This window comes from Edaphobacillus lindanitolerans (genome assembly GCF_900156305.1).
Classification (GTDB): domain Bacteria; phylum Bacillota; class Bacilli; order Bacillales_A; family Planococcaceae; genus Bhargavaea; species Bhargavaea lindanitolerans.
The window spans coordinates 620,873-636,334 of the sequence record NZ_FTPL01000002.1; the positions used below are offsets into that span (position 1 = coordinate 620,873).

A 15,462-nucleotide genomic window follows, 5' to 3' on the forward strand; every position below is an offset into this window, starting at 1 on the left:
TCCTTTTTTTATAAGGGTATGAAGTAATAGAGAACCAGAAACTGAAGGAGGAACCGACATGCCTGTCATCCGTTCGATTTACACAACCGTGCCCGGCCACGAAATCCGGCAGGACGATGCCGCGGGGCTCACCCGCAGGCTGTTCAAAGAGAAATTCAAGGATATTGAACGGTTGCTCAGGGTTTTCGACAATGGGGACATCCAGACCCGGCATGTGACGATGCCGCTTGACTGGTACGGCGAGTCCCATCCTTTCGGTGAGCGCAATGACCTGTACATCGAGCATGCCATCCGTCTCGGCTCCGAAGCCATGACCGGATGCCTGGAAAATCCGCACTATCTCGGCCGGCCGGTGGACTTCGCCGAGATCGATGCGGTTTTCTACATATCCAGCAGCGGCATCTCCACGCCGAGCATCGAGGCCCGCATCATGAACCGGCTGCCATTCCGCGATGACGTCAAGCGGATTCCGGTCTGGGGGCTCGGCTGCGCCGGCGGAGCCTCCGGGATCAGCCGGGCCTTCGACTACTGCAAGGCGTACCCTGACCACAAAGTGCTCGTCCTCTGCGTTGAACTGTGCTCCCTCACTTTTCAAAGCGAAGATTATACAAAAAGCAATCTGGTCGGCGCCTCGCTGTTTGCGGACGGGGTCGCCTGCGCGCTCGTGACGGGAGATGAAGCGGACATCCCTTCCACCGTCCCGATGCCGCATGTGAACGCCACCGTCTCCAAAACCATGCCCGACTCCGAGGATGTCATGGGCTGGGATGTGGACGATGCGGGACTCCACGTCATCTTTTCAAAAAGCATCCCGGCGATCATCACCGAATGGCTGGGTCCGTTCGTCCATGAATTCCTCGATTCAAACGGGGTCGGGGTCGGGGACATCGGCCATTTCGTCGCACACCCTGGCGGAAAGAAAGTCCTCGTCGCCTATGAAGATGCGCTCGGCTTCGACCGCGGCAAGACCGATATATCCCGGGAAGTGTTGAGACAATACGGCAACATGTCTTCCCCCACCGTGCTGTTCGTCCTGGAGCAGTTCATGAAAAAGCAGCCCGGTGCGGGAGAAACCGGACTGATGGCAGCGCTCGGTCCCGGTTTTTCCGGAGAACTCCTGCTGCTTGAATGGAGGTAAGCCCGGATGATGCTTTTTTGGATCTTGATTGGGCTCGTCATCGTCCAGCGACTCGTCGAGCTCAGGGTGGCCCGGCGAAACGAACGGCTGCTCCTTGCGAAGGGCGCATTTGAGGCGGGAAAGTCACACTATCCATACATGGTCGCGATGCATGCCGCCTTTTTCCTCTGTCTGGTCATGGAAGTGCTGCTGTTGCACCGTCCTCCTTCCCCGATCTGGCTGCCGCTGCTCGCCGTCTTTCTGGCGATGCAGGTTCTCCGGGTCTGGTGCCTGGCATCGCTCAGGGAATTCTGGAACACGAAAATCATCATCCTGCCGGGGGCGAATGTCGTCAGGCGGGGGCCGTACAAATGGCTGCGGCACCCGAACTATGTGATCGTCACGACCGAACTGCTCGTGCTGCCGCTCCTGTACCAGGCGTATTTCACCGCCGCCCTGTTCGCCCTGCTCAACGCTTGGATGCTGTCCGTGCGGATTCCGGCGGAGGAAAAGGCGCTTCGGAAGGCGACAGACTACAATGAGCGGTTCGGACCTGCCCGCACCGGAGAGCCCTGAAAAATACACCATGGGAAAAGGCTTGCCCAAACGAGTGGAAACCACCCGGGGCAAGCCTTTTTAATTGGTTCCGCCTATGCTTCGGGTGCTTTGCCGATCATCGACAGGATGGCTTCGTTCGTCAGTGCCGCACCGAGCCGGATGGTCCGCCCGTTTTCGTCGAGACCCGGATTCACCTCGGATATGTCAAAAGACAGCACATCCGGATGGCTGCAGGCTGCACGGATGATCGACCTGACCGTCACCGGCTCAAGGCCGAACGGGGAAGGCGCGCTCACGCCGGGTGCTGACGCCGCGTTCATCACATCCGCACAGAGCGTCACGATGACAGCGTCATGTCGGTCGATGAATGAATGGATCCGGGCGGCGATCGATGCCGGGTCGGCCATCCGGACCGCTTCCTCCGGCATGTATTCAACATCAAAACCGCTTGCCGCATCAAACAGGGACTCGGTATTGCCGAATCGCTGGATGCCGAGGACGAAGTAGCCCGCCTTCGGATCTTCATCCAGGATCTGCCGGAACATGGTGCCCGATGAAGTCTCGCTGTCATAGGGCCGAAGGTCGAAGTGTGCATCGATGTTGATGATCCCGAGCTTCGCTTCCGGTCCGAGATGGAGCCGGGCACCGAGGTAATGCCCGTAAAGCGTCTCATGGCCGCCCCCGAGCACGACGGCTTTCGACCCGCCGGCATATGCGTCGGCCGCCTGCTCCGCAAGCGCATCCTGCGCTTCTTCCAGCATCCCGTCTTCGCAGATGACGTTCCCGTAGTCTGCGACCTTGCAGTCCCCTCCATGCCAAGGCAGGCCGGCAAGCGCCCGCCGGAGGGCATCGGGTGCTTCGGCCGCCCCCGGACGGCCCTGGTTCCTGCGCACGCCCTCATCACAGCAGAAGCCGATCAGCGCAATCGCCGTTTCCTCTTCCTGCTTTTCTTCCACGACCTGATGGTATCTGAAAAACGCGCGGTCCGTCGCCGAATCAATCCTGCCTTTCCATTTGCTCTTGAAGTCCATGGTTGCTTCCTCCTCACGCCGGCTCACAGGCAACGCCGTCATTGTCCCTGTCCATCTTGGATTCATAGGCGGGATGCCCCTTCTTGACCCCTTCCGGATAAACCTTTCTGAGCTCGGTGCAATTATTGAACCGCTTGTCCGTGCCGCCGGATTCCGGCGGTTCCCCGGAACCTTCCTGCAGGTCTCCGGCCTTTTCATTATCGAAGCCCCGGTCTGTTGCATAATCTTCGATCGACCAGATGCCGATCCCCTTATCCTTTGCCCGTTTTTCGGCTTTTTCAAAACGGTCAAGATGGCGGGTGTTCGGAGGATACACATAGGCCACGCGGGCCAGCCCTTCTTCCAGGAGCTTTTCCTCGACGCTTTCCCCGTCCACATACACATAGGCGAGCAGCCGCCCGTATTTGTCGGTCCGGGGGCCGATGTCGAACTCGATCGACACTTCCCCGTTCGCCAGCAGTTCGCGGTTCCGTTCCTTCGCCTGCTCGCCGAACGGCTGCTTCCCGAGACGCGGATGATTCGTCTCCGGCGTGTCAATCAGCAGGTACCGGACATTCTGCTCTTTTCCTTCGTAACGGATTTTGATCGTGTCGCCGTCGATCGTCTTGACGAGTTTGATGGGGATGAGATCGCCGGACTGGGCTGAAGCCGGAACCTGCCCGCCTGCCTGTTCTTCTGCCTGTTCTTCTATTTGACCGTCCGGACGGTCCTGGACGGCCTGATCCCGATCCTGTTCCGCTCCCTCATCGCGGTCACCCATCAAATAAACGATCGCAATGAGGAGGATGACAATCAGGGTTACCAGGGATCCCCGTTTTTTCTGCCGTGTTTTCCTGGATGACATGAGACCTCTCCTTCGCACCTTTTCATATCAAATCATCTGCCCGTGCCGCTCATCAGCCAGCCTAACGCGGCAGCGAGGATCCCCGCTGCGAGCAGGCCTGCCGAATAAACGACGGCTTTCCGCCGCCGTCCCTCTGTCCACATCGCTGCCGCTTCGGACTGCCATGTGGAAAAAGTCGTGAATGATCCGAGGAAACCATACACGACGAACGCCTGCGGCAGCCTAGCCGTCTGCCCCTCGAGAAACCATCCCGCAAGGAAGGCCCCGGCCAGGTTCACCGCAATGGTCCCGTACGGCCGGCCGGTCCGGTTCAGCTTTCTTGAAACGGCATGGCGGGCAACCGCGCCCAGAAACCCGCCTGCTGCAACCGCGGCAATCACCCATGCGCTCATGCGGCCACGCCCCTCTCACCGAAGCGGAACCCTGCCGTCCCTGCGATGAGACCGCCCGCCAGGCTGACGGCGGCATAAATCGCCGCCTCGCCCCATCTGCCTTCCGGAATCATCCCGGCCAGCTCCGTTCCGAGTGCAGAGAACGTCGTGAATGATCCGAGGAAACCGGTCTGGATGCCCGCTTTCCAGGCCCCCCTGAACGGAGCGGCGGCAATGAGTGCAGAAAGCACGAATGCGCCGGTGAGATTGACGGCAAGCGTCCCGAACGGGAAGCCGCCGGGTTCCTGGAGCCACCTTCCGATCAGGTATCTGGCAACCGCTCCCGCGGCGCCGCCGGCACCGACCGCAGCCCATTCTTTCATGCGCCTTCACCTGCTTCCGCGATCAGCCCCCGGCCGATGCACATGTCGAGGTCCAGCTCCTTTCGCTGCTTTGTGAATTGGACGGACACCCGCCCGCCTCCGACCGACTCCACCACCCCGTCACCGAACACCCGGTGACGGATTTTCAGGCCCGGGACGAGCCGGGCCGGATCGTTGATCGCGCCGTGCATCGGTTCCCGGCCAGCGGACTTCGTTCCCCCGGCGGCTGCAAGCATCCTGTCCGCTGCCTGCATGCGTTCGCGTCCTTCCCCGATCGCCAGCAATCCACGGACCTCTCCGACAAACCTGGAGTCGGCCGCGCCGGCTCCCCGGTCGTTGCGTTCATAGCTGAGAAGCTCAAGCCTCGCCTTCGCCCTCGTCATCCCGACGTAAAACAGCCGCCTCGCCTCTTCCAGCAGGTCCGCATCCTTCACGTCCTCCGCGGACGGGAACTGGCCTTCGATCAGGTCGATCATGAACACGCGCCGGAATTCCAGGCCTTTGGAGCTGTGCAGCGTCGAGAGCGTCACCGCCCCGTCCGCAGGATGCTGCTTCGCTTCCTTGACCGCCGTTTTCAGCTCATCGAGCCGGCCGGCGAACTCCGTCATCGTCCTGAGCGGCTTCGCGATGCTTTCCAGTGTATCGAGCATGTCGAGCAGGGCATCCGCACGGTAGCCGAATTTGTCGGCACGGCCTTTCAGCGCTTCCTCGTAGCCGAGGTCCTTCCGGATGATCCGGATCACTTCCGCAGGCCGCTTCCCCTTGAGGCTTCCGTAGATGTCCCGGTAGAGCACCAGCTTCCGGCGCTGGCTCTCCTTCAGCTCCGGCTCTTCCAGCAGACCGTCGAAGACATTGCCGTCCCTGCCCGACTGCGTGAACCGGTCGAGCAGGGCACGGGATATGTAAAGTTCCATTTTCAGCGCGATCCTGGAAAAGACGCCTTTATGGGCGGGATTGTAGGCAAGGCGCATGAAGTTCAGCACATCTTCCACAACCCAGTGGTCAAAGAAGCGGTCGTCGGCATCCTTCATGTAAAACGGGATACCCCTCCTGTGGAGTTCGTGGACGAAAGCGGTCGATGACGCATTTGTCCTGAACAGGATCGCCGCATCGCCCGGATTCTCTTCCGCGAGCAGTTCGTAGATGACATACCGGATCTGCGTGTCGCGGTCCGGGAACTTCTTGAGCGTCACGGGCCCGGCACTTCCGTTGACCGCCTGCATCCCCTTTTCGTACCGCTTGCGGTTCCGCTTGATGAAGCCGGCCGAAGCACCGACGATTTCCTCCGACGACCGATAGTTCGTTTCCATCATGAGGATTTCCGCACCCGGATACGGCTCGCTGAATTTCAGGAGATAATCCGGATCGGCCCCCCGCCAGGTGTAGATCGACTGGTCGTCGTCCGCCACAGCACACAGGTTGCGATGCCGTCTGACGAGGTGTTCGACGATCCGGTGCTGCGCAAGCGACGTGTCCTGGCTTTCGTCCGTGATCACGTAGTCGAACCGGTCCTGTGAACGCCTGCAAAGATCCGGATCCGTCCTCAGCCCTTCTTCCGCGATGGTGAGCATGTCGTCAAAATCGAGCAGGAGCAACCGCCGGTTCCTGCGCTTGAGCGCCTCGTAGCGCCGGAGCATGTCCCCCGCCTTCGGGAACGGGCCGTCGATCCCCCATTCACTCTCCGGGAGGAGCCGGTTCTTGACGTAGCTGGCATACGTGGACAGCGCGCCCAGTTCCTCTTCCTTCGGATCCTCTTTTTCAATGTCCCGGAAGCTCTGTTTCAGAAGGGCCAGCCGGTTCGGGATGCCCGGCTGCTTCTCCCCTTCGATCAGGGCGAATTCCCTGCCCGTCTGTTCAAGATGCTCCCGGGCAATCCCGAATGCGAGGCTGTGGATCGTGGAGAAGGCCGGGACCCTGAGCGACGGAAACAGCTGCCGGAACCGGTCCGCCATATCCCGCGCCGACGCCTTGCTGAACGTGATCGGCTTGATGCGGGCCGGGCTGATCCCCTTCTCCTCGATCATATAGCCGATCCGCATGATCATCGTCGTCGTCTTCCCCGAACCCGGGCATGCGAGCAGGAGAAGCGGGCCGTCCGTCTTCAGGACCGCCTGCTTCTGCACTTCATTAAGCGCCACGCCCGTATCCGCCCGCTTCCGTTCGAAAAAGTCCGTCATGTCCGCCACCCTTTCCTGCTTCAATCCCTCTATTCTAATCAATTAACGAGAAGCTATTTGAATGAGGTTTTTTATTCTTCATTCAGTAAGCGTATCGAGGGTTCTTTATTTTGGCAAGCCGGCCGGCTCTCCAAAAGAACGTATTGTTAATTGAACGTTTGGGGGAAACTTTGGGGGACATTTATCAAGTGGACAGGCAGACGCTGCACTTCGGTGCGGCGGGTTTTTCTTTCTAGCTGGGGTCGGATGGCATGCAAAAAACGCCATCAAGCGAAATCAATCGCTCAATGACGGTTTACGTCAGCGCCTTCGGCAGGAATCGAACCCAAATTAATGGAGAAGAAAACGTCCGTCTTTTGCATATTTGGATGCAGAAGATGGGCGTTTTTATTGTTTTATCGATCTTAGAGCGACATAGTGGCTCATGAGTTGAGGGGGAAAAGTGGGGCAATCTTTGAACGGACATCATTCCATCATCCTTATTCCACAACATGGTCTTCTGCTTAACAGTTTTTCGAGTCAACAGTGTTTTCAGTTTTCATTAAGGATTGACTTTCGATACGCTTTAGTGATATTTCTTCCGTCGACTATTCCACTTATTTAAAATATGATCAATGATAAAAAAGAGAATAGAACATAGAGCACCAATTATTGTTACAGGGTGTGAAATCACGTTAACGAAGTTTAATTCGGGAATGGGATCATTTTCATACAGCAAAGCATAAGGTGGTATAAAGCCTAGTCCAAATAGAAGGTGAAGCAAAAAAGATAATTTCCCCTTATATTTTTTCGTTTTTTTACTAATTCCATCTGCAATTAAAGATGTAATTATGCCATATATAAATATCATTGGAACTACATATATCGAGTAAATTAACCCTAAATTCAAAAACTTGGGGTATGAGCGTCCTCGACGGACCCTCATACCCTAGTAGTTCAAGAGAAAAAAAGATGGTCGAATAATCGACCATCTTTTTTAATCTTCTACAACAAACACATCACCATTAGTAGCAGTGACGATTACTGAAATTTCCTCATCAGCTTTATATCCTTTAAAGAAATAAGCTTTAGAAGGCCTGAATGGATTGATATTATCAGTCGGAACAGTAGTAGTTTCTGTAACATCTAGATCATGCGTTGCAATGACTTTTTCTGTTGCCTGTTGTTGTGTTAATTCTGGCACAGAAAAGAACAGAACTACTGCAAAGAATAACATAAATAAAGAATATGGTAACCATTTCTTTTCAACGCTTAAAACTTTGAACATTAAAATATGGAGGATAATCAAAAGATACAACAAGCTTAAAGACATTACACCACCATATATTTGTGAATTAACTACAGTTAAGATAACGAAGAAAATCAGAGATAGTATAATACCCGGGATGTAATCCTTCAAGAAAATCTCTCCTGTTTAAACTGCTATATTTACTTACAACTTCTCCCCCAAGTGGCTATAGCTTGGCTAAGCATTACTTGATAGTCTGTTGGTTTGTCATAGCCTGTATTAATTGTACCTATCGAGCGGAGCCGTGAAGGCAATAAGGTAGGGCCACCGAAGACTGATCGGAGCTACCGGACCATCGTGATCGATCAAATGATTATCGACATGTTGGCCGCTTATAAACTGTGGGTAAAGAAAACCAAGCTACAGCACGGAATCGCACACAGTGATGATCAGTTCATATTCTACTCTTCTTGGGGAAGTCCAATCGCCGTCTCCACACTTAGGGAGGCACTTAGAGAGATGTTTGAAAAAAAAGAGCTCGACATCCCGACCATCACTCCGCACGGACTTAGACACACACACGCCACTTTGCTGTTGGTCCAGGGGGTAACTGCCCATAACGTCGCAAAACGTTTAGGGAACACAGCAGACATGATCTATAAGGTCTACGGACATGCTGTGAAAGAACTCGAAAACGAATCAGTGGAGTTGTTTTCTCAGGCCGTTAACCTTTGAATTGGGGGACATTCTGGGGGACTGTTTAATCAAGCGGGCATTAAAGTGCATGACTCCGCTGGTTTCTCTAGTACCCCTCCTTTTTAATCAAAAAAGACGGCCTGCAAACCCATGCAGTGCCGCCCGTTCATTCATTCACCGGTCATTCGCCGGTTTCCAGCTTGTCGCGCGGATCGAATCCGCCGTCCCCGTCGGTATATTCGGTGGCCGCCACCTCGTCGGTCTTGCGCCCCTCTTCAGAAAAAGCCTTCCCCGGCTGTACCGTGGGCTTGCTGCCGGATTTCTTCGCGATGCTCTGTGTTTGTTCATGGCTCTTTTTCATGGCCTCCGCAGAGGACTTGGCCATCTGTTCTGCCGTCCTGCTGTTGTGCTCGGTCATGGCGGTTTCCTCCTTCACTGGATGGTCTACGCCCTACTTTACCCCGAAACAAGGACTTTCAATCGGACGCGTCCACTGTCGAAGAAACGACGAACAGGAAAGTGACCTCTCCCTGCGGCCATTCACCGCTGACCATGAAGCCGTACTTCCCAGGTTCTTCGGGCAGCTGGAACGGCGGACCGGCAGATGGGTGTTCTGCGCCGGCTTCCTCTTTCACGAGGACAGTAAATGAATCCGGCGGACGGTCGAATTCAAACGAAATTTCTGATCCGGGTGCCGCAGTGATCGGCTTGTCCGCATCCCCGTAGCCAAACGGATCACCTGACGCATCCGCGCAGGATGTCGTGTTGCCCGTCCGCCAGCAATACGGCCCGGCTGCAGCCTGGAACTCCTCTCCTCCCACCCGGACGGTCAGTCCGGGAAGGTCCGGATCCTCATTCATTCCTTCTGTGTTCCCGCAAGCGGCCACCATCAAGATCACCGTCAGCGCCATGAACAAGATTTTCCTCACATTCTCCACTCCCCTTTATGACCGATCAGACGGTCTTTGCGGGATGGGGGTTACAGTCGCTGCGACAACAAAACGCCGGACAATAAGTTGGACTCCTACATCTGCCGGATGATAAAAAAGCGGGATTGCTTTCGGTCACCCGGTGCAATCCCGCCAATTAAAACCTTCAGTATTTTGGAAGCCGCAGTTATTCAGGGAGGGTTCTGTAGGCAAGACGCCTGATAAGTCCTTCATGCTCCGGATAATCGATCAAGAGCTCAACCTGCGTGAACAATTCAAAGTCTGCAAAGTCAAAGCCCGGAGCGACCATGCAGCCGACGAGCGAGAACGAGCTGCCGGCTGCCGGCTCTGATCCGAAGATCGTGCCTGCCGGAACGAGGACCTGCGGCCGCTCTCCGCGGTCTGTGCCGAGACCGAGACACTCCGTCCGGCTTGTTCCGTCCAGGAACAACATATGGACATCAAGCGGTCCGCCGTCATGGAAATACCACAGCTCGTCCGATTTCAGCCGGTGCAGGTGGGAGACTTCCCCATTGCGCAACAGGAAATAAATGCTCGTATACAGCAGCGGTCCGTCCCCCTCCGCCCCCGTAGCTTCAAATGTCCGGGCGTAGCAGCCGCCCTCCGGGTGGGGTTCCAGACCGAGTGTCCGGATGTAGCGTTCTGCCTCATGATCCATCAAAGGTTCCTCCTTCTCCATGCTCTCCGATCCAACGGTCCAGAACTTCCCGCACCGTCGTGACCGGAATGCTCAGCGAGATGCCGCTCCACGGTTCGATCGCCGTGTTCACGGCAATCACTTCACCTGTATCCGTCCGGATGACCGGACTGCCGCTCATCCCCGGCTTCAGTTTTGTGCTGGAGATCATGAAGTCGCTGAATGCCGGTTCCTGATCATCGATCCCGGCCGTCTGATGCAGCAACTGCACGGTGCCCTCCCGGATCTCGAATGGATGGTCATCCGTCCAGACCGGCGTCAGCACCTTCTCCATCCGCTCAGGCGGTTCGTCCGACAGCACAAGCGGCTCTCCGCCCGGGAAATCTTCGATCCGGACGAGCGCCAGATCGAGATACCGGTTGGTTTCAAGGACCTGACCGGTGTATTCCCCGCCCCCCAGGGAGATGATTTCCTGAGTTCCGGAATCACCGGCCACATGTTGATTCGTCAGGACGAGACCGGACGCTTCAATCAGAAATCCGGTCCCCGTCCCGTCTTCATTGCCGACCATGAACACCTGGTCGGGCAGCGGTTCATCTTTCAACCCGAACGTGCCGGTCACCGGATCGCCAAGAACGAGCAATGCGGCGGAAAACAGCATGCGGACGGCCCATTTCCTCATCCGTTCGCCCATCGCCTCCCCCTCAGGCTACATAGCCCAATGAGCGGAGAACGGAATTGATGAACGCTTCCGTGTAAAGGAACACTTCCTCCTTCTCCGGCTCAAGGAATATGTCATGACGGCAGTTTTTCCACGTCTTGTACTGGAATTCCTCGCGTCCTTCCCGTACGAGCCACTCGCGGGCCGCCCCGCGGTTGGCAATCGTGTCCTTTCCGCCCGTATGCAGCAGGACGGGCGGAACGCCGGCTGCCGGCAGCTCGGACATTTCCTTCATATATAGATTCAGTTCACGATACCAGCCTGCAGTCGCGACCGGCTGGTAGGAAGGAATGCCATTTTCCGGTGAGCCGTTTTCCTGCGACCTGGTCAGCATCTCTTCGGTGATCCGGTGATTGAACTTGATGCCGGAGGCGATTTTCCCGATGCCGGAAAGGGCGCCTTTCATCTTCGGCGGAAGATGGTCGAGCGCAAACCAGGGCGACGTGAGGATGAGCCCCGCACAAGCCTGTCCTTCCAGCCTCGCCTGGTCCGCCGCCAGCAGGCCGCCGAGCCCGTGGCCGTACAGGAACAGCGGGACGCTCTCCGCAAGCCCTGCCTTCACGAGCCGGCCGGCGAAATCCCGGTATTCCTGGATCGCCTCATCGTGGACATCCGTCCCCCTGCTTCCATGGCCGGGAAGGTCTCCCGCGATCACATGCATGCCGGCTGTCCGGAACCTTTCGATCAGCCATGCATGGCGGCCATGGTGTTCATATGCATTATGGAACAGGACGACTGTCGCCTTCGGCTGCCCCTCCGCTTCCCATTTCCACATGACTGTCCATCTCCTCCCATCCGAGGGTCTGCCGGTTGTGATCCGGAAACCAACGGAATCTCGTTCTTTTGGTAAACTTGACTTATCACCAATTTTACACGGAAAGAGAGGATTTTTCGATGATTTATCCCTTCAATGGCAAACATCCGGCGATTCATCCGTCGGTTTTCATCGCAGATCACGCAACCGTGACGGGCGATGTCGAAATCGGCGAGGATTCTTCCGTCTGGTTCAATACCGTGATCCGCGGGGATGTTTCCCCGACACGGATCGGCAGGCGGGTCAATATCCAGGACCTGTCGATGCTCCATCAGAGCCCTGCTTACCCGCTCATCCTGGAGGACGACGTGACCGTCGGGCACAATGTGATCCTTCACAGCTGCACCGTCCGCAAGGGCGCGCTTATCGGAATGGGTTCAATTGTCCTGGACGGGGCGGAGATCGGCGAAGGCGCGTTCATCGGTGCCGGATCGCTCGTCCCGCAGGGCAAGAAGATCCCGGCCGGCATGCTGGCATTCGGCTCGCCTGCCAAAGTCATCCGACCGCTCAACGACGAAGACCGGCAGGACATGGAACGGATCGTGCGTGAATATGCGGAAAAAGGTCAATACTACAAGAGCCTTCAGAAATGAAAAAGGCCCGGCGCCTTCACGGCGCCGGGCCTTTCTGTTTTATTGTCCCGCTTTTTCCTTCAGCGCAGACGCTTTGTCGGTCCGCTCCCACGGAAGGTCCACGTCGGTGCGGCCGAAGTGGCCGTATGCGGCCGTCTGCTTGTAGATCGGGCGGCGGAGGTCAAGCATCTTGATGATGCCGGCCGGCCGGAGGTCGAACAGTTCACGGACCCAGCCGACCAGATCCGCTTCGGCGGCTTTGCCCGTGCCGAATGTGTCGATCGAGATCGACACCGGCTGCGCCACGCCGATCGCATAGGCGAGCTGGACTTCACACTTCGTCGCGAGACCTGCCGCGACAATATTTTTGGCGACATAGCGCGCGGCATAGGCCGCGGAACGGTCGACCTTCGTCGCATCCTTGCCGGAAAACGCACCGCCGCCGTGGCGAGCATAGCCGCCGTACGTATCGACTATGATTTTCCGGCCTGTCAGCCCCGCGTCTCCCTGAGGTCCGCCGATCACGAACCGGCCGGTCGGATTGATGAAGAACTTCGTCTCCTCATCGATCAGCCCTGCAGGGACGACTTCATTGATGACATATTCCCGGATGTTCCGCTGGATCTGGTCAAGCGTGACTTCCGGGTGGTGCTGTGTCGAGATGACGATCGTGTCCACACGGACCGGGCGGCCGTCCTCGCCGTATTCCACGGTCACCTGCGTTTTGCCGTCAGGACGCAGATAAGGAAGGATCTCTTCCTTGCGCACTTCCGCCAGGCGGCGTGCCAGCTTGTGGGCCAGGCTGATCGGCAGCGGCATGAGTTCAGGCGTTTCATCACAGGCGAACCCGAACATGAGACCCTGGTCACCCGCACCGATCGCCTCGAGCTCTTCATCCGCCATCTGGCCTTCCCTCGACTCGAGCGCCACATCGACGCCGGCCGCGATGTCCGGCGACTGTTCATCAATCGACGTGAGGACCGCGCTCGTTTCGGAGTCGAAACCGTACTTGGCCCGCGTGTAGCCAATTTCCTTCACCGTTTCCCGGACGACTTTCGGGATGTCCACGTAAGTGGATGTCGTGATTTCGCCGGCAACGAGCACAAGGCCGGTCGTCACGGTCGTTTCACATGCCACCCGCGCGTTCGGGTCATCTTTCAGGATGGCATCCAGGATCGCATCGGAAATCTGGTCGCAGATTTTGTCCGGGTGGCCTTCAGTGACCGATTCTGATGTAAAAAGGCGACGATTCGTCAATGGTATTTCCTCCTCGGCTCCGGCAGCCTGCCGGAAATTGTTACGGTACTCATTCCCCTGTCAAGTCCGCTCCTTGCGGGATTGAACTCCAAGCCGTTTTGGGCTTTGAAGAGGCTGCAGGGCATTTCAATCAAAAAGGGCCTTCCGCTCATATTAATGAGGAAAGGCCCGGATCGTCTGACACCTTTCACTCTTATCGTCCAAGGTTCATCACCTTGCTTCAGGTTGGCACCTTTTCCGCCAAAAGACGGCAGGTTGCCGGGTTTCACAGGGCCTGTCCCTCCACCAGCTCGGGATAAGAGTATCCGTACAATTTTCCATAGTAATGAATAAGAGGCGGGATGTCAAACCGTATTGTGAATAAACGATGAAGAATGTCGGTTTTTGCTTGAGGTTTCAATTAGTATAGACTATTATTCTAAATGTGCTATACTAATCCACATTAAAACAGCCCGCCTGTGCGGGACTAACAGATAAGGGTGGTACAGATGATGACTTCTTCGAAACTGAGCGACAAACTGAATGATCTTCTGACAGGAGATTCGATCCGCGAACAACTGTCGGCTGAGGAGCTGACGGAAAAAGCGGTCCAGCGCGGAGAAGCTGTCCTCACAGACAAAGGGGCCGTTCGTGCGACGACGGGCGCCTACACGGGCCGTTCGCCGAAAGATCGCTTCATCGTCCAAGAGTCGCCATCCAAGGAAGACATCGACTGGGGCAGCGTCAACAAGCCGGTCAGCCCTGAAGTGTTCGAAAAACTCTACGCCAAGGTGCTCGCCCACCTCGGGGAGCGCGACGAACTGTTTGTCTTCAACGGCTTCGCCGGGGCAGACCCCGAGTCCCGCCTTTCGCTTCGCGTCGTGAATGAATTTGCCTGGCACAATCTGTTCGTGCACCAGCTCTTCATCCGGCCGACCGAGGAAGAACTCAAGGGGATCAGCCCGCAATTCACGATCGTTTCCGCCCCTACGTTCAAGGCGGACCCAGAAATCGACGGGACGAACTCCGAAGCGTTCGTCATGATTTCTCTGGAGCGCGGGATCGTTCTCATCGGCGGCACGGAATATGCCGGCGAGATGAAAAAATCGATCTTCTCGGTCATGAACTATCTCCTGCCGAAAAAAGGCATCATGTCGATGCACTGCTCTTCCAACGTCGGCGACGAGGGCGATGTGGCCCTGTTCTTCGGTCTCTCCGGAACAGGCAAGACAACCCTGTCCGCCGATCCGGGCCGCCGGCTGATCGGTGATGACGAGCACGGCTGGTCCGACAAAGGCGTGTTCAACATCGAAGGCGGCTGCTACGCAAAATGCATCAACCTTTCCGAAGAGAAAGAGCCGCAGATTTACGGCGCCATCCGTGAAGGTTCCGTCCTAGAGAACGTCGTTCTCGACGAGGAAGGCATTCCGGACTACGACAACGGTTCGCTCACGGAAAACACCCGTGCGGCCTACCCGCTTGATTATATCGAAGGCAGCGTCATCCCTTCCGTCGCCGGCCACCCGAAGACAATCATCTTCCTGACGGCGGATGCATTCGGCGTGCTCCCTCCGATCTCGAAACTGACGAAGGAACAGGCGATGTACCACTTCCTGAGCGGCTTCACATCGAAGCTTGCCGGCACGGAGCGGGGCATCACTTCTCCGGAAATGACTTTCTCGACTTGCTTCGGTTCCCCGTTCCTGCCGCTTCCGGCAACGGTGTACGCTGAAATGCTCGGCGAGAAAATCGATGAGCACGGCGTCAACGTCTACCTCGTCAACACCGGCTGGACGGGCGGAGAATACGGCGTCGGAAGCCGCATGAAGCTTAGCTACACGCGCACCATGGTCCGTGCCGCTATCGACGGCAAGCTCGACGGCGTTGAAACGGAAAAAGGTTCCGTATTCGGACTCGAAATGCCGAAAGCGATCGAAGGCGTCCCTTCCGATGTGCTCAACCCGCGCAACGCATGGGCTGACAAGGAAGCCTACGACAAGAAAGCAAAAGAACTCGCAGATGCATTCCGCGAAAACTTCAAGAAATTCGGATCGGTATCCGAGTCGATCAAGACTCTGGGCGGCCCGATCATCTGAGGCAGTTCATCCCAAAAGGCAGTGCAGAAGC

General features: G+C 56.6%; 17 protein-coding genes and 1 riboswitch. Of the genes, 5 read left to right on the top strand and 12 right to left on the bottom strand.

Annotation, left to right across the window (positions count from 1 at the left end):
* Positions 1–58 precede the first annotated feature (58 nt).
* Both B0B07_RS09115 and B0B07_RS09120 read left to right on the top strand, forming a co-directional pair.
* Positions 59–1,138 (top strand): type III polyketide synthase, encoded by a 1,080-nt coding sequence (locus B0B07_RS09115; RefSeq protein ID WP_076758279.1) that lies wholly within the window; start codon positions 59–61, stop codon positions 1,136–1,138.
* A 9-nt stretch (positions 1,139–1,147) separates the two neighbouring features.
* Positions 1,148–1,693, top strand: coding sequence for an isoprenylcysteine carboxyl methyltransferase family protein (locus B0B07_RS09120; protein ID WP_076758460.1), 546 nt, complete (start codon positions 1,148–1,150; stop codon positions 1,691–1,693).
* A gap of 74 nt (positions 1,694–1,767) precedes the next feature.
* Here the strand turns inward: B0B07_RS09120 and hutG are convergent, their stop codons facing one another.
* The 6 genes from hutG to B0B07_RS09150 form a co-directional block, all read right to left on the bottom strand.
* Complete coding sequence (gene hutG / locus B0B07_RS09125; protein WP_144264330.1) at positions 1,768–2,706, bottom strand: formimidoylglutamase; 939 nt, start codon at positions 2,704–2,706, stop codon at positions 1,768–1,770.
* A gap of 13 nt (positions 2,707–2,719) precedes the next feature.
* Complete coding sequence (locus tag B0B07_RS09130) at positions 2,720–3,550, bottom strand: thermonuclease family protein (protein WP_076758282.1); 831 nt, start codon at positions 3,548–3,550, stop codon at positions 2,720–2,722.
* Between the two features lie 32 nt (positions 3,551–3,582).
* The gene (locus B0B07_RS09135; RefSeq protein WP_076758284.1) at positions 3,583–3,942 is read right to left on the bottom strand and encodes a fluoride efflux transporter FluC; all 360 of its coding nucleotides are present in this window, start codon (positions 3,940–3,942) and stop codon (positions 3,583–3,585) included.
* The gene (locus B0B07_RS09140; RefSeq protein ID WP_076758286.1) at positions 3,939–4,304 is read right to left on the bottom strand and encodes a fluoride efflux transporter FluC; all 366 of its coding nucleotides are present in this window, start codon (positions 4,302–4,304) and stop codon (positions 3,939–3,941) included. Before B0B07_RS09140 ends, B0B07_RS09135 begins: the two co-directional genes overlap by 4 nt.
* On the bottom strand, positions 4,301–6,481 hold the full coding sequence (locus B0B07_RS09145; RefSeq protein WP_076758287.1) for an ATP-dependent helicase: 2,181 nt from the start codon (positions 6,479–6,481) through the stop codon (positions 4,301–4,303). Before B0B07_RS09145 ends, B0B07_RS09140 begins: the two co-directional genes overlap by 4 nt.
* A 976-nt stretch (positions 6,482–7,457) precedes the next feature.
* Entirely contained in the window at positions 7,458–7,880 is a 423-nt protein-coding gene (locus B0B07_RS09150) for a hypothetical protein (protein WP_076758289.1), read from the bottom strand.
* A 198-nt stretch (positions 7,881–8,078) separates the two neighbouring features.
* Between B0B07_RS09150 and B0B07_RS09155 the strand changes: the two genes are divergently transcribed.
* The gene (locus B0B07_RS09155) at positions 8,079–8,444 is read left to right on the top strand and encodes a tyrosine-type recombinase/integrase (RefSeq protein ID WP_159438437.1); all 366 of its coding nucleotides are present in this window, start codon (positions 8,079–8,081) and stop codon (positions 8,442–8,444) included.
* A 142-nt stretch (positions 8,445–8,586) separates the two neighbouring features.
* Here the strand turns inward: B0B07_RS09155 and B0B07_RS09160 are convergent, their stop codons facing one another.
* The 5 genes from B0B07_RS09160 to B0B07_RS09180 all read right to left on the bottom strand — a co-directional run bounded on the left by B0B07_RS09160 (position 8,587) and on the right by B0B07_RS09180 (position 11,488).
* On the bottom strand, positions 8,587–8,823 hold the full coding sequence (locus B0B07_RS09160) for a hypothetical protein (RefSeq protein WP_076758292.1): 237 nt from the start codon (positions 8,821–8,823) through the stop codon (positions 8,587–8,589).
* Between the two features lie 58 nt (positions 8,824–8,881).
* Positions 8,882–9,334 (bottom strand): hypothetical protein, encoded by a 453-nt coding sequence (locus B0B07_RS09165; RefSeq protein ID WP_076758294.1) that lies wholly within the window; start codon positions 9,332–9,334, stop codon positions 8,882–8,884.
* 187 nt (positions 9,335–9,521) lie between these two features.
* A complete protein-coding gene (locus B0B07_RS09170; RefSeq protein WP_076758296.1) occupies positions 9,522–10,013 on the bottom strand; it encodes a cupin domain-containing protein in 492 nt (163 codons plus the stop codon).
* The gene (locus tag B0B07_RS09175; protein ID WP_076758298.1) at positions 10,003–10,686 is read right to left on the bottom strand and encodes a S1 family peptidase; all 684 of its coding nucleotides are present in this window, start codon (positions 10,684–10,686) and stop codon (positions 10,003–10,005) included. Before B0B07_RS09175 ends, B0B07_RS09170 begins: the two co-directional genes overlap by 11 nt.
* A 10-nt stretch (positions 10,687–10,696) precedes the next feature.
* Positions 10,697–11,488, bottom strand: coding sequence for an alpha/beta hydrolase (locus tag B0B07_RS09180; protein WP_076758300.1), 792 nt, complete (start codon positions 11,486–11,488; stop codon positions 10,697–10,699).
* Positions 11,489–11,607: 119 nt separating this feature from the next.
* Between B0B07_RS09180 and B0B07_RS09185 the strand changes: the two genes are divergently transcribed.
* Positions 11,608–12,120 carry a gamma carbonic anhydrase gene (locus tag B0B07_RS09185; RefSeq protein ID WP_076758302.1) on the top strand — a complete coding sequence of 171 codons (513 nt, stop codon included), beginning with the start codon at positions 11,608–11,610 and terminating at the stop codon, positions 12,118–12,120.
* Positions 12,121–12,159: 39 nt separating this feature from the next.
* On the opposite strand, the gene metK is transcribed toward B0B07_RS09185, so the two are convergent.
* A complete protein-coding gene (metK, locus tag B0B07_RS09190) occupies positions 12,160–13,356 on the bottom strand; it encodes a methionine adenosyltransferase (protein ID WP_076758303.1) in 1,197 nt (398 codons plus the stop codon).
* 190 nt (positions 13,357–13,546) lie between these two features.
* A riboswitch (SAM riboswitch) is annotated at positions 13,547–13,658 on the bottom strand.
* Positions 13,659–13,847: 189 nt separating this feature from the next.
* Between metK and pckA the strand changes: the two genes are divergently transcribed.
* Positions 13,848–15,431 carry a phosphoenolpyruvate carboxykinase (ATP) gene (pckA, locus tag B0B07_RS09195; protein WP_076758462.1) on the top strand — a complete coding sequence of 528 codons (1,584 nt, stop codon included), beginning with the start codon at positions 13,848–13,850 and terminating at the stop codon, positions 15,429–15,431.
* Positions 15,432–15,462: the final 31 nt, after the last annotated feature.